This window comes from Allocoprobacillus halotolerans, from assembly GCF_024399475.1.
In the GTDB taxonomy this organism is placed as follows: Bacteria; Bacillota_I; Bacilli_A; order Erysipelotrichales; family Coprobacillaceae; genus Allocoprobacillus; species Allocoprobacillus halotolerans.
This window is the reverse complement of record NZ_CP101620.1, coordinates 624,106-647,829: the sequence shown is the minus strand read 5'-3', so window position 1 is coordinate 647,829 and position 23,724 is coordinate 624,106. Positions and strand designations below refer to the sequence as shown.

32 protein-coding genes are annotated in these 23,724 nt (G+C 26.8%); 29 read left to right on the top strand and 3 right to left on the bottom strand.

The window, feature by feature from the left end; all coding sequences use genetic code 11:
• Positions 1-101: 101 nt before the first annotated feature.
• From NMU03_RS04045 to NMU03_RS04035, 3 genes are all read right to left on the bottom strand, one after another.
• A complete protein-coding gene (locus NMU03_RS04045; protein ID WP_290141408.1) occupies positions 102-365 on the bottom strand; it encodes a hypothetical protein in 264 nt (87 codons plus the stop codon).
• A 2-nt stretch (positions 366-367) separates the two neighbouring features.
• Positions 368-964, bottom strand: a complete 597-nt coding sequence (locus NMU03_RS04040) for a PD-(D/E)XK nuclease family transposase (RefSeq protein ID WP_290141407.1) — start codon at positions 962-964, stop codon at positions 368-370.
• Between the two features lie 338 nt (positions 965-1,302).
• Positions 1,303-1,740 (bottom strand): hypothetical protein, encoded by a 438-nt coding sequence (locus tag NMU03_RS04035; RefSeq protein WP_290141406.1) that lies wholly within the window; start codon positions 1,738-1,740, stop codon positions 1,303-1,305.
• 434 nt (positions 1,741-2,174) lie between these two features.
• Here NMU03_RS04035 and NMU03_RS04030 point away from each other — a divergent pair, with 434 nt between their 5' ends.
• From NMU03_RS04030 to NMU03_RS03890, 29 genes are all read left to right on the top strand, one after another.
• Entirely contained in the window at positions 2,175-3,107 is a 933-nt protein-coding gene (locus NMU03_RS04030) for a site-specific integrase (protein ID WP_290141405.1), read from the top strand.
• A 30-nt stretch (positions 3,108-3,137) separates the two neighbouring features.
• Positions 3,138-3,653 (top strand): transcription termination/antitermination NusG family protein, encoded by a 516-nt coding sequence (locus NMU03_RS04025; RefSeq protein ID WP_290141404.1) that lies wholly within the window; start codon positions 3,138-3,140, stop codon positions 3,651-3,653.
• A complete protein-coding gene (locus NMU03_RS04020; RefSeq protein WP_290141403.1) occupies positions 3,653-3,868 on the top strand; it encodes a hypothetical protein in 216 nt (71 codons plus the stop codon). Before NMU03_RS04025 ends, NMU03_RS04020 begins: the two co-directional genes overlap by 1 nt.
• Entirely contained in the window at positions 3,865-4,362 is a 498-nt protein-coding gene (locus NMU03_RS04015) for a transcription termination/antitermination NusG family protein (protein WP_290141402.1), read from the top strand. The genes NMU03_RS04020 and NMU03_RS04015 overlap by 4 nt, the downstream gene beginning before the upstream one ends.
• A 122-nt stretch (positions 4,363-4,484) precedes the next feature.
• Positions 4,485-4,961, top strand: a complete 477-nt coding sequence (locus NMU03_RS04010) for a PglD-related sugar-binding protein (protein WP_290141401.1) — start codon at positions 4,485-4,487, stop codon at positions 4,959-4,961.
• 132 nt (positions 4,962-5,093) lie between these two features.
• The gene (locus NMU03_RS04005) at positions 5,094-6,320 is read left to right on the top strand and encodes a DegT/DnrJ/EryC1/StrS family aminotransferase (protein ID WP_290141400.1); all 1,227 of its coding nucleotides are present in this window, start codon (positions 5,094-5,096) and stop codon (positions 6,318-6,320) included.
• Positions 6,320-6,925 carry a sugar transferase gene (locus tag NMU03_RS04000; protein ID WP_290141399.1) on the top strand — a complete coding sequence of 202 codons (606 nt, stop codon included), beginning with the start codon at positions 6,320-6,322 and terminating at the stop codon, positions 6,923-6,925. Before NMU03_RS04005 ends, NMU03_RS04000 begins: the two co-directional genes overlap by 1 nt.
• On the top strand, positions 6,915-7,634 hold the full coding sequence (locus tag NMU03_RS03995) for an acetyltransferase (protein ID WP_290141398.1): 720 nt from the start codon (positions 6,915-6,917) through the stop codon (positions 7,632-7,634). Before NMU03_RS04000 ends, NMU03_RS03995 begins: the two co-directional genes overlap by 11 nt.
• The gene (locus tag NMU03_RS03990; RefSeq protein WP_290141397.1) at positions 7,631-8,149 is read left to right on the top strand and encodes a glycosyltransferase; all 519 of its coding nucleotides are present in this window, start codon (positions 7,631-7,633) and stop codon (positions 8,147-8,149) included. The genes NMU03_RS03995 and NMU03_RS03990 overlap by 4 nt, the downstream gene beginning before the upstream one ends.
• Entirely contained in the window at positions 8,065-8,790 is a 726-nt protein-coding gene (locus tag NMU03_RS03985; RefSeq protein WP_353956681.1) for a glycosyltransferase, read from the top strand. Before NMU03_RS03990 ends, NMU03_RS03985 begins: the two co-directional genes overlap by 85 nt.
• Positions 8,783-9,313 (top strand): glycosyltransferase, encoded by a 531-nt coding sequence (locus NMU03_RS03980; protein WP_290141396.1) that lies wholly within the window; start codon positions 8,783-8,785, stop codon positions 9,311-9,313. The genes NMU03_RS03985 and NMU03_RS03980 overlap by 8 nt, the downstream gene beginning before the upstream one ends.
• Positions 9,314-9,505: 192 nt before the next feature.
• Complete coding sequence (locus NMU03_RS03975; protein WP_290142277.1) at positions 9,506-9,835, top strand: glycosyltransferase; 330 nt, start codon at positions 9,506-9,508, stop codon at positions 9,833-9,835.
• Positions 9,836-10,143: 308 nt separating this feature from the next.
• The gene (locus tag NMU03_RS03970) at positions 10,144-10,743 is read left to right on the top strand and encodes a glycosyltransferase family 2 protein (protein WP_290141395.1); all 600 of its coding nucleotides are present in this window, start codon (positions 10,144-10,146) and stop codon (positions 10,741-10,743) included.
• Positions 10,744-11,148: 405 nt separating this feature from the next.
• Positions 11,149-11,787: a glycosyltransferase family 8 protein gene (locus tag NMU03_RS03965; RefSeq protein WP_290141394.1), complete on the top strand. Its 639-nt coding sequence runs from the start codon at positions 11,149-11,151 to the stop codon at positions 11,785-11,787.
• Between the two features lie 14 nt (positions 11,788-11,801).
• A complete protein-coding gene (locus NMU03_RS03960; protein WP_290141393.1) occupies positions 11,802-12,101 on the top strand; it encodes a hypothetical protein in 300 nt (99 codons plus the stop codon).
• A 3-nt stretch (positions 12,102-12,104) separates the two neighbouring features.
• Positions 12,105-13,352, top strand: a complete 1,248-nt coding sequence (locus NMU03_RS03955; RefSeq protein ID WP_290141392.1) for a hypothetical protein — start codon at positions 12,105-12,107, stop codon at positions 13,350-13,352.
• Between the two features lie 135 nt (positions 13,353-13,487).
• Positions 13,488-13,934 (top strand): glycosyltransferase family 2 protein, encoded by a 447-nt coding sequence (locus NMU03_RS03950; protein WP_290141391.1) that lies wholly within the window; start codon positions 13,488-13,490, stop codon positions 13,932-13,934.
• Positions 13,931-14,560 carry a glycosyltransferase family protein gene (locus tag NMU03_RS03945; RefSeq protein ID WP_290141390.1) on the top strand — a complete coding sequence of 210 codons (630 nt, stop codon included), beginning with the start codon at positions 13,931-13,933 and terminating at the stop codon, positions 14,558-14,560. The genes NMU03_RS03950 and NMU03_RS03945 overlap by 4 nt, the downstream gene beginning before the upstream one ends.
• Entirely contained in the window at positions 14,560-14,859 is a 300-nt protein-coding gene (locus tag NMU03_RS03940; protein ID WP_290141389.1) for a glycosyltransferase family 2 protein, read from the top strand. The genes NMU03_RS03945 and NMU03_RS03940 overlap by 1 nt, the downstream gene beginning before the upstream one ends.
• Before the next feature lie 8 nt (positions 14,860-14,867).
• Entirely contained in the window at positions 14,868-15,344 is a 477-nt protein-coding gene (locus tag NMU03_RS03935) for a hypothetical protein (protein ID WP_290141388.1), read from the top strand.
• A gap of 242 nt (positions 15,345-15,586) precedes the next feature.
• Positions 15,587-15,868: a polysaccharide biosynthesis protein gene (locus tag NMU03_RS03930; RefSeq protein ID WP_290141387.1), complete on the top strand. Its 282-nt coding sequence runs from the start codon at positions 15,587-15,589 to the stop codon at positions 15,866-15,868.
• Between the two features lie 98 nt (positions 15,869-15,966).
• Positions 15,967-16,704, top strand: coding sequence for an MATE family efflux transporter (locus NMU03_RS03925; RefSeq protein ID WP_290141386.1), 738 nt, complete (start codon positions 15,967-15,969; stop codon positions 16,702-16,704).
• Positions 16,705-17,137: 433 nt separating this feature from the next.
• Positions 17,138-17,419, top strand: a complete 282-nt coding sequence (locus NMU03_RS03920; RefSeq protein ID WP_290141385.1) for an acyltransferase — start codon at positions 17,138-17,140, stop codon at positions 17,417-17,419.
• Entirely contained in the window at positions 17,419-17,598 is a 180-nt protein-coding gene (locus tag NMU03_RS03915; RefSeq protein ID WP_290141384.1) for an acyltransferase, read from the top strand. Before NMU03_RS03920 ends, NMU03_RS03915 begins: the two co-directional genes overlap by 1 nt.
• Positions 17,599-17,966: 368 nt before the next feature.
• Positions 17,967-19,199 carry a nucleotide sugar dehydrogenase gene (locus NMU03_RS03910; RefSeq protein ID WP_290141383.1) on the top strand — a complete coding sequence of 411 codons (1,233 nt, stop codon included), beginning with the start codon at positions 17,967-17,969 and terminating at the stop codon, positions 19,197-19,199.
• Positions 19,200-19,204: 5 nt separating this feature from the next.
• Positions 19,205-20,272, top strand: coding sequence for an NAD-dependent epimerase/dehydratase family protein (locus NMU03_RS03905; RefSeq protein ID WP_290141382.1), 1,068 nt, complete (start codon positions 19,205-19,207; stop codon positions 20,270-20,272).
• A gap of 227 nt (positions 20,273-20,499) precedes the next feature.
• On the top strand, positions 20,500-20,751 hold the full coding sequence (locus tag NMU03_RS03900; RefSeq protein WP_290141381.1) for a hypothetical protein: 252 nt from the start codon (positions 20,500-20,502) through the stop codon (positions 20,749-20,751).
• Between the two features lie 467 nt (positions 20,752-21,218).
• Complete coding sequence (locus tag NMU03_RS03895; RefSeq protein WP_290141380.1) at positions 21,219-22,868, top strand: PTS transporter subunit EIIC; 1,650 nt, start codon at positions 21,219-21,221, stop codon at positions 22,866-22,868.
• A gap of 17 nt (positions 22,869-22,885) precedes the next feature.
• Positions 22,886-23,716 (top strand): MBL fold metallo-hydrolase, encoded by an 831-nt coding sequence (locus NMU03_RS03890; protein ID WP_290141379.1) that lies wholly within the window; start codon positions 22,886-22,888, stop codon positions 23,714-23,716.
• Positions 23,717-23,724 lie beyond the last annotated feature (8 nt).

Here is a 23,724-nt window from a genome sequence, read left to right as displayed (position 1 = left end):
ATAAAGAATAATATAATTGGTAATAATTAGCTCTACATATATATTGTTTTTTTATATGATAACAATTCAATAAATCAGAGATACAAAAGTATCTCTGATGATTATGAATGGACTAATTGGTAAAAATCTTTATAACTAATTTCTTTAAAAATATTCTTTTCAATCTTTTCTATCTGCTCTTCATTGCATTCTTTGACCCATTCAAGATTTTCATTCGCAAATCTCTTAATTAAGATTTTCATAAGAGTTTCAATTTTACCTTTTAATATACCACGTTTCTCTCCACGTTCTTCCCCAATCTTTACACCTTCTTGTTTTGCTTCTTTTCTTTCTTCTTCTACAAGCTCTCTTAGTTTTTTACACATTTTTAACTTCCCCTTTCTGATTTTTTAAAATAACTGACTCTTGTTCTCAAGACTTCATAATACATTTGACTTGGATCACTGCACATCAAGTCATGCATCAACAACCCTAATGGACTTTCATCCTGTATACTCGCATTTAAATAGATGATATGTAACTTATCATTAAACAAATCACCATTCACCATATATCTTTCAATAGGATTAACAAGTTGTTTCGTATTAAATACGTCCTTTTCACATATGAAGATAACATACATTTCTTCAATCTGATTCCATTCTTCACCTGCAAATGATTCACTACAATCTAATATGCTTGCATGATACCTCGCTCTTAATGGCGTAGCGTTTTCTGTGCTTCTTTCCATTTCAATGTCGATAATCCTACCATCACTAAGCGTAACGACAATATCCATCCCTATGGACCTGCCCTGAAGATTCTTACGTTCATCTTCAGTTTCAAACTTCATTAAGGAAACATCATCACCAAAGATTGTTTTGACAAGAAGTTCAACACAATTTTGATTCTTGAATAGAACTTTCATGAACTCATTGTCAATAGGTCTAAGTATTTCCAGTATCTCCAAATACTGTTGATTCATAGTTAATCACTCCTTCTCTAAGATTTTTATAGTTTCAAAACTTTCCATATTTAAGGAATGATAAACAGGATTAAAATACCCTTCTATTATATATATACGCAAAAATTCTTCATTTTTCTTTTTATTTCTATAAAAAAGTTTAAAAAACTTTCTTTTCAAGATAAATATAGCATATTATTTGCTTAAAGTAAATAATATGCTTATTTCTTATAGTATTGATTATTAAACTGATGCTCTTGTTTCATTGCTTTTCATAAAAGTTTTCTAACCATTTATTTTTATATTACAGAATTTCTTTGTTTGTTATCTGGTCATGTGTTTCAATTATGAAAATGGAATTATTTATAAAAATAATAACATTCAGGATATTTTGTTTTATTGGTCAGTTTTTGAGCTTTACTCATATGAATATTTTCAACAATAATGTATGGTAATAAATTGATGTTTTGTAAGAGAATATTTGTTGAAATATTCAATGAAAAAACCTTTTTCATATCTATTAAAAATGCTTTTTTGTTTTGAGGAATATTGATAACTACAATATTTCCTGTTTTTGGAGTGGTTTTGTTTTCTTCTTCTATTAGACAACCCTTTTCAATCCATGTTGTAAAATTAAACCACACATCTGGTTCACTTGTTCCAATGGATCTTGCATCTAAAAAGCCACACTTCAATGCCTCTTTTTGAGTTTTCATAATCAATTCTCTATCACTATTATCATTTCCAATACTGAAATAATGAGATGTATATTTTTGAAATTCATTGACATCATACATTTCTACTAAACTATTTATATCGTATAAAACACAATGATTTAAAGTCATGCTATTGGTTTAATTAAAATTTTATATATTTTTAAGAGAGAAATATTGAATATAAAGGCATAGTTATATCATAAAATAGCTATGTTTTTTTTGTTAATCTATTTTCAATAAGCAATCTTTTTGTTGTACTTAACATGTAAGAAACAAAATTTAGAAAAGAATATAAAATTTAATAATTGGATAAACGAAAAAAATCAGCACATATGGCTGATTCTGGTTGTATAAAAGTTCGTAGATTATCTTAATCCTCGAATTCATTTATAACATAATATGAAAAAAATATCAACTTCTAATTAAAAAAAGTATCTAACTCCTCAGATATCTTTTTTAATTGTTATCATCTTATAATAATGTTTATAAACATTATAGAAAAAGAGGTTAACATTATGAAAGAAACAAAATTCAATGATATTGCTTTAGAATGGTTATCACTAAGAAAACTTTATATTAAGCATTCTACATTTGTAAAATATGAAAATATTATTAACAATCATATCCTTCCCTATTTTCAGTCATATAATAATAACAACATAACAAACAAATGCATTTATACATTCTTTGAAAGAAAAAAGAATGAAGAACTTTCAAGTAGTACATTAAATTCAATGAAATGTATTCTTTCTTCTATTTATCAATACGGAATAGAGAATTATAATCTACAAACTATCAATTTTAAGCAAATCAAAATCACAACACTACCAAAAATAAAAAACATACTCTCTTATGAAGATAGAAACAAATTAATAGACTATGTGAAAACACATACAAATCCACTCTCTATTGCTTTATTATTGGCATTATATGGTGGACTCAGACTAGGAGAAATATGTGCTTTAAAATGGAAACATCTTGATTTTACAAATCAACTTGTTCATATAGAAGGCACTGCAACAAGATTAAAGTCTTTTCAAGAACATCAAAGAAAAACAGAAGTCATTATACTCCCACCCAAATCACATACAAGTTATAGAGAAGTACCTATACCATCATTTGTATTTCAATATATTAAAACATATATATTTATATATAATGAAGAAGATTACCTCCTATCTAATAGTCATAAAATATATGAACCAAGAAGACTAGAGAAAAACTTCTGTAAATTTTGTCATGACTATGATCTTTATTGCACATTTCATGATCTACGTCATAGTTATGCTACTGAATGTGTAAGGCAAAATGTAGAAATCAAAACACTAAGTGAAATACTAGGACATTCTAATGTTTCTATTACTTTAAATTTTTATGTACATACATCATTAGAACAAAAACAAAAAGAAATCAGTAAAATACAAACACCTAAAGAGTTCGTAGAATAAGATAATCTACGAACTTTTTTGGAGGTTAATATGAATTGGTATGTTTTTTATTCAAAGCATCAAAATAACAAGCAGTTATTAGAAGTACTGAATAAACAGGATGATCTTGATGCATTTATACCTAAAGTAGAAAAATGGTTTAAATGTAGTGGGTTTTCTGATTATCAATTAATGGATATGTATCCTGGGTATATCTTTATAAGAAGTTTATTAAATGAGGAAGAATTCAAATCAAAGTATATGAAGTTATTTGAATCTGTTGGAAGATTAGGAGAGTTATTGGAACAAGATAGGTTTATTTCTTTAAGTGAAAGTGATGGAGAAATAATGTCTTGGCTTTTTCATAATCAAGGAGTTATTACTCATTCCATAGGTCAATATAACGGTGATGATTTAATGATTATGGAAGGTCCTCTTTGTGGGTTTGAGTCAAAGATTAAGAAGATTAACCGACATAAACGTATTGCCAAAGTTGATTATGCTTTATTAGGTATGAATATGTTATTGCCTTTAGAAGTCATCAACAGCAAAGGAAGTGTTTATTAATGGATATGCATGAACCAATGAAGCAAGATAAAAAAGAACTCATGAAACAAAATCAAGAACATATAGAAAATATGTTAGATTTAGCTATTCAACAATTAGAAGAAATAGCTCATGAAAATGATATATGGCTTATGGATAATGGACATATATGTTTAACATATGAAGACATATTTCAATGTTTAAAACATTGGTCTATGAAAAGAGATCATTCATGAATTATTATGTTTTATTTTGTCAGACATTGAAAACAGAAAAAGTCTGTTCAATGTTCAATAGAAAAAATAATGTTCGTGCATTTATACCTAGAATGGAAACATATATACGTAAAAAAGATGAAATTGTATTGAAAGTGATGTTTCCTGGTTATCTGTTTGTAGAAACACAAATGAATCAAGAGGAATTTGATATTCTATTAAATCATTTAAATGAAGAAAAAGATGGAATCATTAAAGAATTAAAGAAAAAAGACGTATCAGCATTAACTGATACTGAAATAGAGTTTATGTATCAATTACTTAATAAACAAGGAATACTTAAAATGAGTGAAGGATATAAAGACAATGGTAAAACGATTGTGACAAAAGGTCCATTAATGCCATTTCAAGATTATATCATTGATACAGATAAAAGAGATATGTATGCCTTGTTATCTATTCAATTCTTGAATAGAAACATAAAAGCAGGATTAATGTTTAAACAAAACAAATAAATAATGCGTGTGGTTATCTGCCATTATGGAAGTGTTTGAATATAGTTTTTCTATGCATAAAAACATATGTTTTTATGGGGTAGGGGGAACTATATTCTTTTTTATTAAGGGGAGGAGTAGAAGTGAATTTGTTAATCATTGGGGCTGGTGGTCATGGACAGTATTGCATGAGTATTGCAGAGAGAATGAACATCTTTGATAAGATATCTTTCTTAGATGATGATGAAAGATATGAGTTAAGTGATATTGTTGTGGGTAAGATAGAAGACTTAGAGCATCTTGTCAATGAGTATGATAGTGTATTTGTTGCTATTGGAAACAATGAAGTCAGAAAGAAGCTTTATGATAAAGCAAGACTATTAGGCTATAAGTTACCTATACTTATAGATCCTCATGCAAGTGTATCAAAGTATTGTTACATAGGAGAAGGAAGTGTTATTTTCCCATGTGCTGTCTTAGAAACAAACTGTCATGTATCTAAAGGGTGCATTATATCAAGTAATACAACTATAAATAGAGAAGCTTATATCAGTGATTATGCAACTATACATTCTAACTCAGTGATAAGAAAGAAAGTGCATATTGAGAAAACACATTAATAGAAAGTCGATGTGTGATTTCATCAGGAATTACAATTAAACCACATAGTTATATATCTGAGGGTAGAATTGTAAACAATGATAAAGAATATGCTTATGATATTTAAAACTATAGTATAGGAGAGTCAAAATATGGAAAAGCTTGAAAATAAGGTTTGGTTATCATCACCAACAATGCATGGTGAAGAACTAAAATATATAACAGAAGCTTATGAAACAAATTGGATGTCTACAGTAGGTAAGAATATAGATGAAATTGAAAAAATAGTTTGTGAAAAAGTAGGGTGTAAATATGCAGTTGCACTTGCATCAGGAACTTCAACACTTCATCTTTCAGTAAAACTAGCAGGAGTGAAACCAGGAGATAAGGTTATTTGTTCAGATATGACATTTGATGCAACAGTGAATCCAGTTGTTTATGAAGGTGGAGTACCTATTTTTGTAGATACTGAATATGATACATGGAATATGGATCCGAAAGCTTTGGAACAAGCTTTTTTATTATACCCAGAAGTGAAGGTTGTTGTTCTTGTTCATCTTTATGGAACACCAGCAAAGGTTGATGAAATTAAAGCTATTTGTGATAAACATAATGCTATTCTTATTGAAGATGCAGCAGAATCATTAGGGGCAACTTATAAAGGTATTCAAACAGGAACATTTGGAGATTATAGTGCCATTTCATTTAATGGAAATAAGATTATTACTGGTTCATCTGGTGGTATGTTCTTAACAGATGATGAAGAAGCAGCGAAAAAGGTCAGAAAATGGTCAACACAATCAAGAGAAAATGCACCATGGTATCAACATGAAGAATTAGGATATAACTATAGGATGTCTAATGTGATTGCTGGAGTTATTAGAGGACAATTACCATATTTAGAAGAACATATCGCACAAAAGAAAGCTATCTATGAAAGATACAAAGATGGGCTTAAAGATTTACCAATACAAATGAATCCATATGATGAAGATAACTCAGAACCAAATTTCTGGTTATCATGTATGATCATTGATAAAGAAGCTATGTGTAAACAAGTAAGAAGTGAAACAGAAGCACTTTATATAAGCGAACCAGGAAAGTCGTGTCCAACGGAAATCTTAGAAACATTAGCTAAATATAATGCAGAAGGTAGACCAATATGGAAACCAATGCATATGCAACCTATCTATAGAATGAATCCATTCATTACAAAGAATGGAAATGGTAGAGCTAAAACAAATGCATATATAGCAGGATCATCACTAGATGTAGGAATGGATATCTTTGATAGAGGATTATGCTTGCCATCTGATAACAAGATGACAGTAGAGGAACAAGATAAGATCATTGAAATCATAAAGGAGTGTTTTAAATAATGTATAGACATTTCTTTAAGAGATTTTTTGATTTTATTCTTTCATTAATAGCTATTATTGTATTAAGTCCAATCTATATCATAGTTGCAATACTTGTAAGAACAAAACTTGGAAGTCCAGTAATCTTTTGTCAAGAAAGACCTGGAAAAGATGAAAAGATATTTAAGATGTATAAGTTTAGAAGTATGACAAGTGAAACAGATGAAGAAGGTAATCTGTTACCTGATGAAATAAGATTAACTTCATTTGGTAAAAAGCTTCGTTCAACATCATTAGATGAATTACCTGAATTATTTAATATCTTAAAAGGAGATATGAGTATTGTAGGACCAAGACCTTTATTAGTAGAATATTTACCTTTATATAATGATTTTCAAAAGCATAGGCATGATGTAAGACCAGGATTAACTGGTTGGGCACAAGTGAACGGAAGAAATACAATCAGTTGGGAAGATAAATTTAAGTTAGATGTAGAATACACACAAAAGTATTCTTTTTTATTAGATATAAAAATTATCTTTATGACTGTATTATCAGTAGTTAAAAAAGAAGGAATATCAAGTGATACTTCTGTAACAATGGAGGAGTTTAAAGGTGGTAACTAGAAGAAAAGGATTAGGACATTCTCTAAAAGATATTCTAAAAAATGATTTAACGGCAGAAGAATTAGATAAATTTATGAATGGATATAATAAAACAATTTACATTATTGGTGCTGGCGGACATGGAAAAGTTGTAGCGGATATAGCTAAGAAAAATGGATATAAAAAAATTTATTTCTTAGATGATTCTACTAAAGGACAATTAGGAACTTACTCTATTGTTGGAACGACAGATGATATAGATGAAATACATCAAAGAGAAAAAGATGCAGACTTCTTTATAGCAATTGGAAATAATGAAATTAGAGAAAAAGTGTTTAAAAAACTTAAAGAAAGAGATATCAAATTACCAATTCTTATTCATCCATCAGCAGTGATAGATGAAACAGTTGAAATTGGAGAAGGAACTGTATTTGTAGCAAATGCAGTTATTAACGCTGGAACAAAAGTAGGAAAAAATTGTATTATCAATACTTCAGCAAGTGTAGATCATGATTGTATTGTAGAAGATTGTGTTCATGTTTCACCTGGAGTACACATAGCAGGAGGCGTACATATAGGAAAGAGAACATGGGTAGGAATAGGAAGTTCAGTTATCAATAATATCAATATATATGATGATGTTATTGTTGGTGCAGGAACAACAATTATTAAACATATAGAGAGACCTGGGAAATATGTAGGAATGCCATTAAGGAGGCTAGACCAATGAGAGCTTTGATGACAGCAACTGTTCCATCAATGATAGGGCAGTTTAATATGAATAATATCAATATTCTAATAGAACTTGGCTATGAAGTAGATGTAGCAAGTAATTTTAATGATTATTCTGTATGGTCTGATGAAAAAATCACTTTACTTAAAGATACGTTAAATGAATTAAATGTTCATATGTATCAAGTGGATTTTGAAAGAAGTATGTTTAAAATTGGTAATCATATCAAATCATACAAACAAATGAAAAAATTAATGAATGAAAGACAATATGATCTTGTTCATACACATACACCTATTTCAAGTTTAATAACAAGAATTGCATTCAAACATAGTGAGATATTCAATAAATGTAGAATGATTTATACGGCACATGGTTTTCATTTCTTTAAAGGTAATAATCCTTTAAAGAATTTTTATTTAGAAATATTGAAAGATATGGTGCAAAGTATACTGATACACTTATTACTATTAATAAAGAAGACTATGCAGCAGCAAATAATTTTAAATTAAGAAAAAATGGAACGGTAGAATACGTTCCTGGAGTAGGGATTAATATAGATAAGATTAGTTCTATTCAAGGTAATAAAGAAGAATTATGCAAAGAACTCAATATACCAAGTGATTCAACATTACTCCTTTCGGTTGGGGAACTCAATGATAATAAGAATCATAAAGTGATTATTCAATCATTACCTGAGTTACCAAGTAATGTACATTATGTTATTTGTGGAAGAGGTCCATTAAAAGAACAACATGAACAACTTGCTAAAGAATTACATGTAGAAAATAGATTGCATCTTTTAGGGTATAGAAGTGATGTGATTAAGATTATGAAGTCATGTGATATCTTTGTTTTTCCTTCAAAGAGAGAAGGGCTATCAGTTGCTTTAATGGAAGCAATGGCATGTGGATTACCTTGTATAGCAAGTAGAATTAGAGGAAATATTGATCTGATAACTCAGGGAACAAATTCAATATTATGTAATCCTAATGGATATATGAATTTTGTAGATGTAATTATAAGTATTGATGAAGAAATTAAAGATAAATTTAGTAAATTAAATATTATTGAGTCAAAAAAATATAGTGTTAAACAAATTAGTGAAAAAATGAAAAAAATGTATTTAAAAGGAGATATTTTTCATGATTAATGTGGTACATATCCTAAATACTAATTCATATTCTGGAGCAGAAAATGTAGTTATAACAATCATAAATAAATTAAAAAATAATATCAATTACAATATGATTTACTTAGCTATTGAAGGACCAATTGAAGAAATTTTGAAAGAGAATGATATTAATTATTATTTAGTAGATAAACTGAATTATTTAACATTAAAGAAAGCAATTTCAAATTTAAATCCGGATGTTATACACTGCCATGATTTTACTGCGAGTATTTTAGCGGCGTTGGTTACAAAGAAGATTCCAATTATATCACATCTTCATCATAATCCTTTATGGATTCAGAGTAGAAATATTAAATCTTTAGCTTATAAATACTCTTTAAAATATTTTGATATAGTTCTTGGAGTATCTTCAAGTATTTTTGATGAATATAAATATAACAATAAGATTAGAAATTACAAGGTTATTTCTAATCCTGTTGACTTGACGCAAATAAAACCTGAAAAAATAGAAAAGGAAAATGATTTTGATATTATTTTTTAGGAAGATTAACCCAATCAAAAAATCCATTAAGATTTCTAAACATTATTTCAAATTTAAAAAAATATATCCGACTATAAAAGTAGTAGTTGTAGGTGATGGTGAATTAAGAGGCGTATGTGAAAATTATATTATTGAGCATGATTTAAAGAATAATGTTTATCTTAAAGGTTTTCAAAAAATAGATTTGATTTTATAAACAATTCTAAGATTATGTGTATAACCTCTCAATGGGAAGGATTTGGTTTAATGGCTATTGAGTCTCTTGCTTTAGGTAAACCGGTTTTATCGACTCCTGTTGGAGGCTTAGTTAATATAGTAGATAATGAGGTAGGTAAAATTTGTTTGACTGATGATGATTATATAACCGAATTAGAAAAACTACTGAATAATCAAGAATATTATAACGAAAAGCATATAAATGCATTAAATAAGGCAAGAAAAATAGAAAATATAAATGAATATATGGGTGAATTAAAAAATATATATAATTCTATTTTAAAAAGTAAAAAAGTATCTAAATGATATTTATTAATGATACTGCAAAGAATTTAATTTATAAATATTGCATATTACGAAAATTTTGTAACAATATTTTAACATTAACTAGATTAATGATTTTCAGAAATTTAATTCAGTATTCTTATTAAACCAGTATAAATATATGAAGTTAAAAGTAAAAATGAATAATACAAATATTAGGGATAGTATCTAGCACTGGTAATGTTGAGATATTTAAAAGTGTTTGGTATGAACAAAAGAGTTAGACAACAACCTGAATACAATATAAATAGATATTGAAAATTTATAATCAATAAGAAAGGTGTGGAATAATGGAAAAACAATTAATTTCAGTATTAATACCAGTATATAAAGTTGAAAAATATATTGATAGATGTTTAAAATCAGTATTAAGTCAAAGTTATCGAAATTTGGAAATATTATTAGTTTGGCAGCCTTCCAATGATAATACTTATGAAATTATTAAAAAGTGGGAGAAAATAGATCCAAGAATACGAATCATTGAACAAAACAAGCCTGATCTATCGACTGCAAGAAACACTTTATTGAAAGAATCGAAGAGCAATATTATAACTTTTTTAGATAGTGACGATATGATTAATAATAGATTTATTGAGATACTTCTTAAAGAATTAGAAAATAATGATGCGGATGTTGTTACTTCTGATATTTTTGCTTTTAAAAATGAAAATCAAATAAAAATAGAATACAATAAAACTTATAAAAAGGAAATATATGATAATGAATCTTACTTATATAAAAGTTTTTCTGGCGGATTTGGATCATCTTCAGGTGTTTCCCAAGCTAAATTATACAGAAAAAAATTGTTTGAAGATATACTATTCCCAAATAATAGGCTAAGTGAAGATAATGCAACTATATATAGGGTACTGTGGAATGCAAAAAAATAATAACTGTAGATTTACCTTTATATTATTATCAATCAAATAGAAGTGATAGTATCATGCATGATGATAATTTAAAAGGAAAATTAATAGAAGGTGCTATTATTAATAGATTAGAGCAGTATGATTTTTTTCTAAAAAAATAAAATTTTGACTGGAATTACTTCATACAATATTCTAACTGAAAGAATGAGACTTTTAGGTTCACGTTCTGATAAATTAATTAATAATCAATTGAAATTAAAGTTAGAAAATAATAAATTTTTTTATCTTAAAAATACTTTATTTTCAAAAAATAATTTAAAAATAAAATTATTATCTATATTATGCACATTTAACACAAAATTAATGTATAAAATATGGGTAAAAAGAAAAAACATAAAACATAATATTGAGTGGAGGAAAAAATAGATGATTATACCAATAGTGTTTATTGCAGATAAAAATTTTATAATGCAAACAGGAGTAGCAATATACTCCTTAATACAGAATAAAAATAAAGATACAAAATACCATATCTTTGTTGTTATGGCAGAATGTGATAAAGAAGATGAGAAAAGATTAAAATTAGTAGAAAAAGAAAGCGTAAAAATAGAAGTGATTAATGTTTCTTTAGAAATGTATAAAGATATAAAACAACTTAGTCACATACCAATTGCATGTTTATTAAAATTTAATATATGTGACTATATAAAGAAATATGATAAATTGATATACCTCGATGGTGATATATATGTGCGTGGTGATTTAACAAAATTATATCTTATTAATTTAGGAGACAATTATATCGGGGGAGTTCCTTCGCTAGATATGGTTTTTGATGATAGAAGATTAATAAATGCTGGTGTTATGTTGTTTAATGCAAAATTAATGAGAGAAAAAAACATGTCAAATTTATTGATGAAAACAAGAAAATCGTTAGGAGATAGAGGCAGTATGGACCAACAAACATTTAACTTATTGTTTAAAGATAAAATGGTTTTCTTGCCAATTGAGTATAATTGTATTGCTAATAAATTATTAGGAGTAGAAAAAAATCATTTCCTATAGACAAAGTAAATAAATTGTATAATACATCTTATAAGAGTAATAAAGAATTAGTTGATAACGCAATTATTATTCATTATGCAACAGGAGGAAAACCTTGGCGATATACATATATTAAATGTGCTGATGAATGGTATAAATGTTATAAGCAATCACCTTACAATATAGGAGAATTAAACAGAGAAACTTATATAAAATCCCATTTAAAAGGAGTATTAAAAAATTATAAAAAGGGTGGTATTAGAGCATTGTATAATAGAGCTACTTGGTATTTTAAAGCAGCAATTGGAAAAAATAAAAATGACAGTTGGGGATAAAAGATGAAATTATTAAATACTAAAATAGATATTAAAATTATTAAACAAATAATACTTTGGATAGTTTTTTTTATTTTACTTTTTAAAATAAGAATATTTAATATTGATTTGACAAAATATATTTTTGTTATTGTAATTATATATTTATTTTTACATTTGTGTGAAGTGCGTTCGATTTTAAATAAGATAGGTATTAAACATTATATAATTTATGTTGCTTTAGGCTTTTTTTGGGCATCTGGGTTATTGTATAGAGAAATATTTTATGTTTATAATTCATCATCGTCTTATATGTTTTCAAAAGAATTAATTGTTAGTATGTTATATTTATTTGTTATGCCAATATTTATTATTATGGTTTTTAAAAATAGTGAAAATTTTGAACGTACTATTAGTTCTGTTGCAATAGCACAAAGTATTATCGTTATTTCTTCATTATTTTTAGACCCAGTAAAGTCTTTATTATCATTATATTATTCTTATGATAAGGAATATTTATTTTATATTTCAGCTAGTGTGAAGGGCATTGGGATAGGTGTTGTAGGGGCTGCTGGATCTATTGTTTTATTTTCAAGTCAAGTATTATTACTATTTATGATGCTAAAAGGAAAAATAACGGTATCTAACTTTTTTGTTAAATACTTGATAATAATGATAGCTGAAGCAATAAGTGGGAGAACAGGATTTTACTGCGCAGTAGCGTTATTAATTTTTTGGCTGATTACTGAAAAAAGAGATAATATTTTATATGATATGCGTAAAGTGATTCCTAAAATTATTATAATAACGATTTTTTTGTTTTTAATAGTATATTTATTTAAACCAGAGTTGATAGGAAGAATTGTTAATAGGTCTTTAGAATTGTTTTATGGATTGTTTAATTTAGGAGAGGGATCGCAAACTTTTGATGTACTTAGTAAAATGGATAAACCAGCTTTGACATTAGAAACTTTATTTGGAACCTCTGTTACTAAAGGTATATCACAATTGGGTACAAAATTTCAAAATGATTCTGGGTATTGGCAAAAGTTCTTTGCTTTAGGATTATTTGGTAGTATTGCTTATTATATAAGTTTCTTGCAGCTTTATTTATTACCAATAATAGAGAATAAATTAAAAAATAAAATCTTTTATTTCTTTATACTAGCAATAATGTTTATTATTGAGATTAAGGAACCATTTTTTAGTTATATGATATTGCCAATGATGTTTATGGCTATTATCAACATGGATATTCTCAGTAAACAGTAAACTTATTTTATGTTATTTTACTTTAAAGCGATATTAATTTAAATACGAGGTTTATTATGAAAAAATTCAATAAAAAAAATTAACATTATTAGAAAGATTAATGATAGATATACAAAATTTTTTGGAGTCAAAACAATGTGTACAATCAAGTATTATTTAGGTTATATACTTGGTTACAAGAATAAAAAGAAAGAATTACAAAAATTAAAAAGCTTTACATCTATAAGCTCTGAATTTCCTGAACTATTACATAAAGCAAAACTGTTAATAGCTAACTCAAATAATGAATTAATTTATGAAACTATTAATTCTTTTTTTGACTCAAATATTAAAATCCTTAAGAATGTCAGTAATATTGAGGAACATCAAGTAATAGTGGTGTGTGCATTAAAAAATGAAATCACAAGAATTAAATGGTTTCTTGACCATTATAGAAATTTAGGAATAAAGCTTTTTTTGATTTGTGATAATAATTCAACAGATGGAACTTTAGATTTCTTGATGCAGCAAAATGATGTAGTATTGTATCAAACGACGGATAAATATAATTCACAAAAAAATGTGCTTGGTGTAATAGGATGATATCTGATGTAGGAGATAATCAATGGTATTTAGTGGTTGATGCAGATGAGTTTATTTGGTACCCAGAATTGAAAAAAATGGATTTAAATGAATATACGGAGAAATTATTTAAAAAAAACATATTTTCTGTTAAAGGATTAATGCTTGAAATGTATCCTGACAATAACCTTGGAGATAGTAATTTAGATAAGTCAAAGTTCTTGGAGGAATATGTGTTTTATGATACGGATAGTGATTATTACATATATGATAAAGATAGACAACTGATTACAGGAGGATTTATCAATAGGGTATTTAAAGATGAAAATGCATTACAATGTAAGGTCCCTTTATTTTATCAAACTGATATAAGATTTAATATAGGATCACATCATATTTTTCCGTATGAGGAGGATTTAACTGCACAGTATGGGATTATATTAAAACACTATAAATTTCTACCAGGTGATGAAGGTAAAATTAGGCAAGCGATTGCACAAAAAAATTATGCAAATGAAAGTAAATTATATAAAAAATTTGTAGTTATGTATGATGATGGAATAAATGCTTTTTGTCCACTTTCGAGAAAATGGGATTCAGATACAGTTTTAGAAAATTTAAATTTTATAAAGGAATTAACGAAATAATGGAAAAAGTTAGTATAATAATACCGGTATATAATGGTAAAAAAATATATATTAAAGAAGCAATCGATTCTTCGCTCAATCAATCATATTCGAATATTGAAATAATAGTTGTAGATGATGGTTCTGAATACGATATTCAAAATTTTTTAGATGAATATACACAAAATTATAAATTAATAAAAGTGATACATAAAAAGAATGAGGGTGTATCAATTGCAAGGAATATAGGTATACAAAATGCTACAGGTGATTTTCTGTTTTTTTTAGATTCTGATGATTGCTTAGAAAAAATACAATAGAAAAATTAATGAAAGTACAAAAAACATGTAATTCTGATATTACGGGTTGTTTATATTATACATTTAATAAAACATTAAAAAAATCTTTGTATAAGGGTCCTGCTATGCAGACATACGATGCTAAAACATTAGATTATTATCGAGAACTTATGTTCACTCCTACTTTAAAAGATAATATCCAATATCCCTTTTGTATGTGTGTATGGGGAAAAATATTTAAGAAGGAAATTATTGTAAAAAATCATATTTATTTTGATAGAGACCTTTCGTTGTCTGAAGATTTGTTATTTCTTAATCAATTGTCCTATTATATAAATAAAATGGTAATCATTTCTGATGAATTATATGGTTATAGGTTGTTTGAACAATCAGCTACTCGAAAATTTGATCCAAATTATGTTAATAAGATAGTAAATATGCTGACAATTCTTGAAAAAAATAAATTTGACAGAAGAGTGTTTAAAGAGAGCCTTTTATATATATAGACTTTTATATTTAATTAATATAATGAAATATTATTATGCGAATAAACAAAATAATATTCATTATTTCTTTAAAAGAAAAGATATAAAAAAGCTTTGTGATATGTTTGATATACATAAAGTAACAATATCCCCAAGTCTATCTTTGAAATATAAACTGTACTTATATGTTTTAAAATATAAAATGGTAGATATTGCATATTTTCTTGCATTTTTATCATTACATTCAAGACAAGGAAGATGGTATGAATTCAAAAAAACACATATTAAAAAATTTTAGTACTTTTTTGTTTTCAGATTTAGTTATCCTTTTATTTGGACTAATATCTAGAACATTATTTATTAAAACAATAGGCGATTATTTTTTAGGGATTACAGCTGTTTTAAATAGTATAATTGGGCTATTGGCATTGAGCAATTTAGGTCTTGGGGATGCAATAGTATATTGTTTGATTAAAGAAATTTCGCAGGATAAGAAAGAAGAAATTAGATCAGTTTTTAATTATTCAAAAAAATATTTAGGATAATTATATTAATTCTTATTATCGCATCAATTATGATTATACCTCTTATTACTTTTTTTGTTCCTGATATTTTAGATTTTAAATCTTTTATGGTATATTACATGTTTTTTGTTTTATCGAAAATATTAACCTATCAAGTTGGACCTTACAACTCAGTTATTCGTGCAGATCAAAAAATTAGAATAATTCAAAAGGGAAATCTTTTAGGTTATGTTGTTTCGACCCTGTTGCAGATAGTTGCAATGTTTTTTGGTGGGAGTTATCTAATATATGTTATTTTTATGTTATTAGGAACTCTTATTACAAATATATATATAGTGATTTATTTTAGAAAAGAGTATAAATGGGTTTTAATTAGTTCAAAGACAATAGATCAAGATAAAAAGGTGTACATTTACAATAAAGTAAAAGATGTTTCTATTACAAGAATATCTAGCACATTAATAGAAATGACTGATAATTTTTTAATAAGTAAATTTGTAGGAACCGTGATGGTAGGATACTATAGTAATTACATGATGATTATTCAAAATATTAGATCATTAGCAAAGAATTTGTATAATTCAATGGAAAGTAGTATAGGAATGCATACAACTAAAATTAATGCTAAAGATAAAGTATTGTTATATAAAAATGTTTTATTTTTATATCATTTAATAGGATCAGTATTGTCTATTGGAGTAGCATTGTTAATGCAGGATTTTATAATTATATGGATTGGGAAAAAATATCTTTTATCAAAAATTATTTTATATGTTTTAATATTTGATTTATATCTAAATATATTAATTTATGCTCAAACAGGATTTATAAACACCACGGATGTTTTTAAAAAATAAAAAGTGTATATTTTTTGGGTGCTATTATTAATGTATTATTATCACTAATATTTGTTAAATATTTTGGATTACTTGGAATTATCCTAGGAACATTAATATCAAGAATAGTTTGTAATTTCCCTTTTGGTATTTATTATTTATGTAAGGATCAATTTAAAGTTCCATTTAATAAAATTTTAATTTTAAATGTAAAGTATATAATTATATTTTTTCTTGTTCTTTTAATTAATGATAGTATTTTATTATGCTTTAAAGTGAATAATTTTGTTGATTTCATTTTTAAAGGTATACTTACTGTATTATTAACAATTATTATAAATATTTTATTTTGTAGAAATAATATGGAGTTAAAAATATTTAAAAGTAAATTTAAAGAAACATTAAAGAAGTTTAAATTTTAATTATTTATTAGTAAAGGAGTATGAAATAATTAATGAAAAAAGTTATTAAATTTATTAAAAATAGAATTTTTATGAATAAATTTTTTTCTTGTGGATCAAATTTGAGAGTTTTTGGCAAAGTTACTGTAAAAGATCCAAACACGATTACTATTGGAAAAGATGTAAAATTGAATGATGGTTGTAAATTGTTGGGGAGAACTGGAAGTACGATTACAATAGGTGATAGAGTTACTCTATCTTCTAATGTTACAATATTATCATCGGGGTATGATATTAATGAGTGGATTATAAATAAAAAAAGAAACATGTTTTAATGAATACATATATTGGAGATGATGTTTGGATATGTGCAAATTCAACTATAGTTGGAGATGTTAAAATAACAGGCAAATTTGTTGTAATCGCAGCAGGTTCAGTAGTTACAGAAAATATTTCAGAAAGTTATTGTTTATATGCTGGAGTACCAGCTAAGCTAATTAAAAAATATAGATAAAAGTAAATAACTCCATTTCTACATTTGTGCTATCAGAAAAATATTTTTTGATATATATACATATTTATTAAGTGGTATTGATTTTAGTTTATTATTAACTTTATAAGTTAACATAATTATTTGGGAAGGATATTAAATATAATTCTTTTATGGATATAAATAATTATTCACAATCTTTTTATGAATTGAAGTTTGTTTTTAAAATTGATAAGTAATTAATCAAAAGATGTATATATCACATCAAGAATATTATGATTAAGGTTGTAAACAAATGTACAATAGTTTGTTTATATATAAAAATAAAAGAGTGTTTAAGTATAAAATGTATATTTTGACACTGCTAAACTAAATGAGGAGGAAAATTAAAAATGAAAATTGCAGTTGCGGGAACAGGCTATGTAGGATTAAGCATAGCCACATTGTTAGCTCAACACCATGAGGTCATGGCAGTTGATATTATTGAAGAAAAAGTGAATATGATTAATGAAAGGAAGTCTCCAATTCAGGATAATGAAATTGAAGACTTTTTAAGTACAAAAAAATTAAATTTAACAGCGACTTTAGATGCGAAAGAAGCATATAAAGATGCTGAAATGGTTGTTATTGCTGCACCAACAAATTATGATTCAAAGAAAAATTTCTTTGATACAAGTGCTGTTGAAAATGTTATTGAATTAGTTTTGGAAGTGAATCCAGAAGCTATCATGATTATTAAAAGCACTATCCCTGTTGGATATACTCAAAGTGTAAGAGAAAAATATAATACAAAGAATATTATTTTCTCGCCAGAATTTTTAAGAGAATCTAAAGCTTTGTATGATAACTTATATCCTTCAAGAATTATTGTTGGTACTGATATGAATGATGAAAGATTGGTAGAAGCAGCACATACTTTTGCTAGTATGCTTCAAGAAGGAGCTATCAAAGAAGATATTGATACACTATTTATGGGATTCACAGAAGCAGAAGCGGTTAAGTTATTTGCAAATACATATTTAGCATTAAGAGTATCATATTTTAATGAATTAGATACGTATTGTGAAATGAAAGGATTGAATACACAAGAAATTATCAATGGTGTATGTCTTGATCCAAGAATTGGAACACATTATAACAATCCTTCATTTGGATATGGCGGATACTGTCTGCCAAAAGATACAAAACAATTATTAGCAAATTATGAAGACGTACCACAAGAGATGATGAGTGCTATTGTTCAATCAAATAGAACAAGAAAAGATTATATTGCAGATAGAGTTTTAGAGATTGCTGGAGGATATCAATCTAATGATGATTATGATTCATCATTAGAAAAAGAAATCGTTGTTGGTGTTTATAGATTAACAATGAAATCTAATAGTGATAATTTTAGACAATCATCTATTCAAGGTGTTATGAAACGTATCAAAGCAAAAGGTGCAAAAGTTGTGATTTATGAACCAACATTAGAAGATGGAAGTACATTCTTTGGAAGTAAAGTCATTAATAATTTAGAAAAGTTTAAAAATATTTCTCAAGCTATTGTAGCAAATAGATATGATACATGCTTAGATGATGTTCAAGATAAAGTCTATACAAGAGATATATTCAGAAGGGACTAATGTTTATGTTAAAGTACAATATTGATTTGAATGGTAAAACAATTCTAGTGACAGGAGCAGCTGGATTTATAGGTTCTAACTTATGTAAAAGACTTCTAAATGAAACAAATGCGACTGTTGTTGGCATTGATAATGTTAATGATTATTATGGTGTAAATATCAAAAAATATAGACTTCATGAATTAAATGGATATGACCATTTTGTATTTTATAAAGAAGATATATCAAATAAAGAATTTATGCACTCTTTATTTGAAAAATACGCATTTGATGTTGTGGTAAATTTAGCAGCACAAGCAGGGGTAAGATATTCTATTTCTAATCCAGATGCTTATATCCAAAGTAATCTAATTGGATTCTACAACATTCTTGAAGAATGTAGACACAGTTATGATGGTGGAAAACAAGGCGTTCAACATCTTGTTTATGCTTCTTCATCAAGTGTGTATGGATCAAATAAAAAGATTCCTTATTCAACAGATGATAAAGTAGATAATCCAGTATCATTGTATGCTGCTACTAAGAAATCTAATGAATTGATGGCACATGCATATAGTAAGTTATATAATATACCTTCTACTGGATTAAGATTCTTTACAGTTTATGGACCAGCTGGCAGACCAGATATGGCTTATTTTGGTTTTACTAATAAATTAAAAAATAATGAAACCATTAAAATATTTAATTATGGGAACTGTCAAAGAGATTTCACATATATAGATGATATTGTAGAAGGTATTGTCAGAGTTATGCAAAAAGCACCTGATAAAGCAACAGGTGAAGATGGATTACCCGTACCACCATATAAAGTATATAACATTGGTAATAATCAACCAGAGAATTTATTAGAGTTTGTAGATATTTTACAACAAGAACTTATCAATGCAGGTGTATTGCCAGAGGATTATGACTTTGAAGCACATAAAGAATTAGTACCAATGCAACCAGGAGATGTACCTGTAACATATGCAGATACAACACCATTAGAAGAAGATTTCGGATTTAAACCAAGCACTTCTTTAAGAGATGGATTAAGAGCGTTCGCTAAATGGTATAAAGAATTTTATAAATAATGTAATTGACTGTGAAGTGTTTTTAATAAAAACAACTTCATAGTCTTTTTTTGTATACAAATTTTTAAGATATATTAAATAAAATAGTAAGTCCAGATAATAAGGCTGTTAACTTACCACCACCAGAAGATGATATAGTTGTTACAACAGGTGATGTAGAAGATAATAGTTCGGGTAAAACGAACCATGAGGGCGTAAAATATAAACTAGCAGTTCGTAAAAATGAAGTGTTAAAAGATAATTCAAAACAAAAGGAAAATAAAAAAACTAATAACAATGTATCAAAATCAGTTAAAACAAATGAAGTTGTTGTTCCAAAAGTTGAGGAAAAACCAAAAGAAGATACAAAAATAGAATCAGAGAAAAAAGAAGAAATAATTAAAAATGATGAAAAGGAAAATAACTTTGTTGAAGTTGAAGAAAAAGCCAGTAAAAAAGGAAGAACCTTCTATAGAGGAAAGAAAACCTATAAATTATAAAATAGGAAACAGTGGGAAGTTATTTGATACAGAACAGGAAGCTGACAATGAAACTGAAAGAATGTTTAATGATTACAGTAATACAGATAAATATATCAAGATACTGGATATAGAGTACATATGACAAATGGACAATTGAATATGAATATACTAATTGGGAATAATGGGAACATAAAAAGTTGTCTTTTTTTGTTGGAAGAATGGCTATGGAAGAAAAGATAAGATCACCAACTTGGTAGTCGAGGTTTTAATGAGGAAATAAATTTTTTGGTGGGTTCTAACAAGCGCCGATAGATTAACAGAGGATTCTCTGTCTTTTATTTACTTAAATATAAATATTAATATATAATATAAGTAAGATGATTTACAGGAGAAAAGTTAAAAAACTTTCCGTAATTAATAAGGAAAATAAACCGTTTTAGTTAAAAATATTTTTAAATTATAATTGATATAGAAGGTGACATAAAATGAAAATTTTAGTGTGTTGTAGCACAGGATTGTCTAGTAATTTATTAGTAGATAAAATGCGCAAATATATTAATGAAAATGATTTGGACGATCGTGTAGCAAGTGTTGGTATTAATCAGCTAAAAAAATATGTAAGTCAATGTGATATTGTTTTATTAGCACCACAGATGACTTATTGTAAGGAGTATGTAGATAAATTATGTCATCTTTATGATGTGCCAGTATTGAATATCGGCCGAAAAGAATTTGGCATATTGGATGTAAAGCATATTCTAGAGTATGCTACAACTTCTTATTATCAATCTAAAACGGAGGAATTACGAATGAATTTAAAAATTGAACAAACTATTGAAAAGTTAGTTGTTCCTATAGCAAACAAAATGAGCACAAATAAGATTTTAAGTGCTATTTCAGGTGGCTTTATGAGAGTTTTACCTATTACAATTGCGGGATCAATGATTACTTTAATTGCTAATTTTCCTATTGAAGCATGGACAAATTTTCTTACAAAGAGTGGAATATTAAATTTATTAAACATTTGTTCTAATGCAACACTAGGAATCATTTCATTATTTACAACTATTTTTATTGCATACTCTTATGCAAAACAATATGATGCTGATGGAGTTTCTGTTTCATTAGTTTCTTTAGTAAGTTTTGTTGTATTAACTCCTATGGTAACTTCAATTACTGCTCCTAATAAAGAAATTATCGAAGTAGCTAATGTTTTACCATTACAATGGTTAGGATCAGCAGGGTTATTTTCTTCAATTATTATTTCTTTGGTATCTACAAGAATATATATCTTTATTGTTCAAAAAAATATTAAAATTACAATGCCTGAGTCTGTTCCAAGTAATATAGCTAAACCATTTGAAGCTTTAATACCAGCTGTCATTGTATTTGCTTTTATGTTAGTTATTCATTATATTTTTTCTTTAACAGAATTTGGTAATATACATAATTGTATTTATTCTGTTATTCAAATGCCATTACAAGGATTTACCTCATCATTTTGGATTGTATGTATAGTATCACCAATTATTTTTGCTATACTTTGGTTCTTTGGATTACATGCAGGACAAATTATTATTTTTCCTATTTTAATGCCATTATTAATGCCAGCAAGTTTGGAAAATTTAGCTGCATATCAAGCAGGTACTGCTCTACCTAATATTTTAACTTATGAAACGTTGAGTATAGGACAATCCTTAGGTGGGGTAGGAAATACAATAGGGTTATGTATTTGCATGTTGTTATTTGCGAAGAGTAAGAGATATAGGGCTTTATCAAAAATGTCTATTGCACCTTCTCTTTTCTGTATTAATGAACCAATTATTTTTGGAACACCAATTGTTATGAACCTAGTCTTAATAGCTCCTTTTATTATAGCGCCTATTGTTACAGCGGTTATTACATATTTATGTATGTCTATTGGACTTGTGCCTTTTGCATCAGGTGTACAGCTTCCATGGACTACACCAATTGTTTTATTTGGTTTTTTAGAATGTGGCTTTGCAGGGGCAATTTTACAAATTGTTTTGATTATAATATCAGTTGGTATATATTATCCATTCTTTAAAGTTATTGATAAAAAAGCTTTAAAAGATGAAATAGAGAATGAAGAAATTCAAATAAGTACAATTTAAAAGAGAGGTAATAACAAATGGATAAAAATGGATTTCATATTGAAAAAGTTTTTGATAATGTATATAAAATTTCAGATTCGCCTGCTATGAATAATTTCTTGATTTTAGGTAGTAAAAAAGCAATGCTTATTGATACAGGTTGTGCTGTAGGAAATTTAAGAGAAGTTGTTGAATCATTATGTGATACAGAATATTATGTTATGAATACTCATTTCCATAGTGATCATGTCGGGGCTAATTTTCAATTTGATGAAGTTTATATTAATGAAAAAGAAGAAGAAATGATGTTAGAACTTTTTACTGATCCAAAAGAAAAAGAAACACATCTTGTTATGATGGAATATTATGACACTCATTTTCATACTGAATTAGATAAACAAATCTTTTTAGAATCTAAACCAACTTTTAAGGTTAGACATATTCATGATGGTGATGAATTTGATTTAGGTAACATTACTATTAAAGCAATTGAAATTTCTGGACATTCTCCAGCAGGAATCGCCTTTTTAGAAGTAGAGAATAAAAGATTATTTAATGGTGATATTGTATTAAGACATGCATCATTGATTCATAAAAATGGAATGGATATCCGTACATTTATTGCAGGTATGGAAAAGTTATGGACTTATTCAGATCAATTTGATATAACAATAGCAGCACATGGGCATAGAAAGCCTAGTTTTGAGCCTTTGCCAAAAGAGTTTATATTAAAACTTATTCAATGTGCTAAAGAAATAGATATTGATAAAAGTGTTGAAAAAATAGAATGTGTTGACAAAGGATTTGAATATAAAATGGAGAATGATGATGTAAGTTTAGCTTATAAATTAAATCAACTTAATATGTAGAGGAGAAT

Coding starts and splice junctions, on each gene's coding strand:
- NMU03_RS04045 (WP_290141408.1), bottom strand. CDS start 365: ATGTGTAAAAAACTAAGAGAGCTTGTAGAAGAAGAAAGAAAAGAAGCA.
- NMU03_RS04040 (WP_290141407.1), bottom strand. CDS start 964: ATGAATCAACAGTATTTGGAGATACTGGAAATACTTAGACCTATTGAC.
- NMU03_RS04035 (WP_290141406.1), bottom strand. CDS start 1,740: ATGTATGATGTCAATGAATTTCAAAAATATACATCTCATTATTTCAGT.
- NMU03_RS04030 (WP_290141405.1), top strand. CDS start 2,175: ATGAAAGAAACAAAATTCAATGATATTGCTTTAGAATGGTTATCACTA.
- NMU03_RS04025 (WP_290141404.1), top strand. CDS start 3,138: ATGAATTGGTATGTTTTTTATTCAAAGCATCAAAATAACAAGCAGTTA.
- NMU03_RS04020 (WP_290141403.1), top strand. CDS start 3,653: ATGGATATGCATGAACCAATGAAGCAAGATAAAAAAGAACTCATGAAA.
- NMU03_RS04015 (WP_290141402.1), top strand. CDS start 3,865: ATGAATTATTATGTTTTATTTTGTCAGACATTGAAAACAGAAAAAGTC.
- NMU03_RS04005 (WP_290141400.1), top strand. CDS start 5,094: ATGGAAAAGCTTGAAAATAAGGTTTGGTTATCATCACCAACAATGCAT.
- NMU03_RS04000 (WP_290141399.1), top strand. CDS start 6,320: ATGTATAGACATTTCTTTAAGAGATTTTTTGATTTTATTCTTTCATTA.
- NMU03_RS03990 (WP_290141397.1), top strand. CDS start 7,631: ATGAGAGCTTTGATGACAGCAACTGTTCCATCAATGATAGGGCAGTTT.
- NMU03_RS03980 (WP_290141396.1), top strand. CDS start 8,783: ATGATTAATGTGGTACATATCCTAAATACTAATTCATATTCTGGAGCA.
- NMU03_RS03970 (WP_290141395.1), top strand. CDS start 10,144: ATGGAAAAACAATTAATTTCAGTATTAATACCAGTATATAAAGTTGAA.
- NMU03_RS03965 (WP_290141394.1), top strand. CDS start 11,149: ATGATTATACCAATAGTGTTTATTGCAGATAAAAATTTTATAATGCAA.
- NMU03_RS03955 (WP_290141392.1), top strand. CDS start 12,105: ATGAAATTATTAAATACTAAAATAGATATTAAAATTATTAAACAAATA.
- NMU03_RS03950 (WP_290141391.1), top strand. CDS start 13,488: ATGTGTACAATCAAGTATTATTTAGGTTATATACTTGGTTACAAGAAT.
- NMU03_RS03945 (WP_290141390.1), top strand. CDS start 13,931: ATGATATCTGATGTAGGAGATAATCAATGGTATTTAGTGGTTGATGCA.
- NMU03_RS03940 (WP_290141389.1), top strand. CDS start 14,560: ATGGAAAAAGTTAGTATAATAATACCGGTATATAATGGTAAAAAAATA.
- NMU03_RS03935 (WP_290141388.1), top strand. CDS start 14,868: ATGAAAGTACAAAAAACATGTAATTCTGATATTACGGGTTGTTTATAT.
- NMU03_RS03930 (WP_290141387.1), top strand. CDS start 15,587: ATGAATTCAAAAAAACACATATTAAAAAATTTTAGTACTTTTTTGTTT.
- NMU03_RS03925 (WP_290141386.1), top strand. CDS start 15,967: ATGTTTTTTGTTTTATCGAAAATATTAACCTATCAAGTTGGACCTTAC.
- NMU03_RS03920 (WP_290141385.1), top strand. CDS start 17,138: ATGAAAAAAGTTATTAAATTTATTAAAAATAGAATTTTTATGAATAAA.
- NMU03_RS03915 (WP_290141384.1), top strand. CDS start 17,419: ATGAATACATATATTGGAGATGATGTTTGGATATGTGCAAATTCAACT.
- NMU03_RS03910 (WP_290141383.1), top strand. CDS start 17,967: ATGAAAATTGCAGTTGCGGGAACAGGCTATGTAGGATTAAGCATAGCC.
- NMU03_RS03905 (WP_290141382.1), top strand. CDS start 19,205: ATGTTAAAGTACAATATTGATTTGAATGGTAAAACAATTCTAGTGACA.
- NMU03_RS03895 (WP_290141380.1), top strand. CDS start 21,219: ATGAAAATTTTAGTGTGTTGTAGCACAGGATTGTCTAGTAATTTATTA.
- NMU03_RS03890 (WP_290141379.1), top strand. CDS start 22,886: ATGGATAAAAATGGATTTCATATTGAAAAAGTTTTTGATAATGTATAT.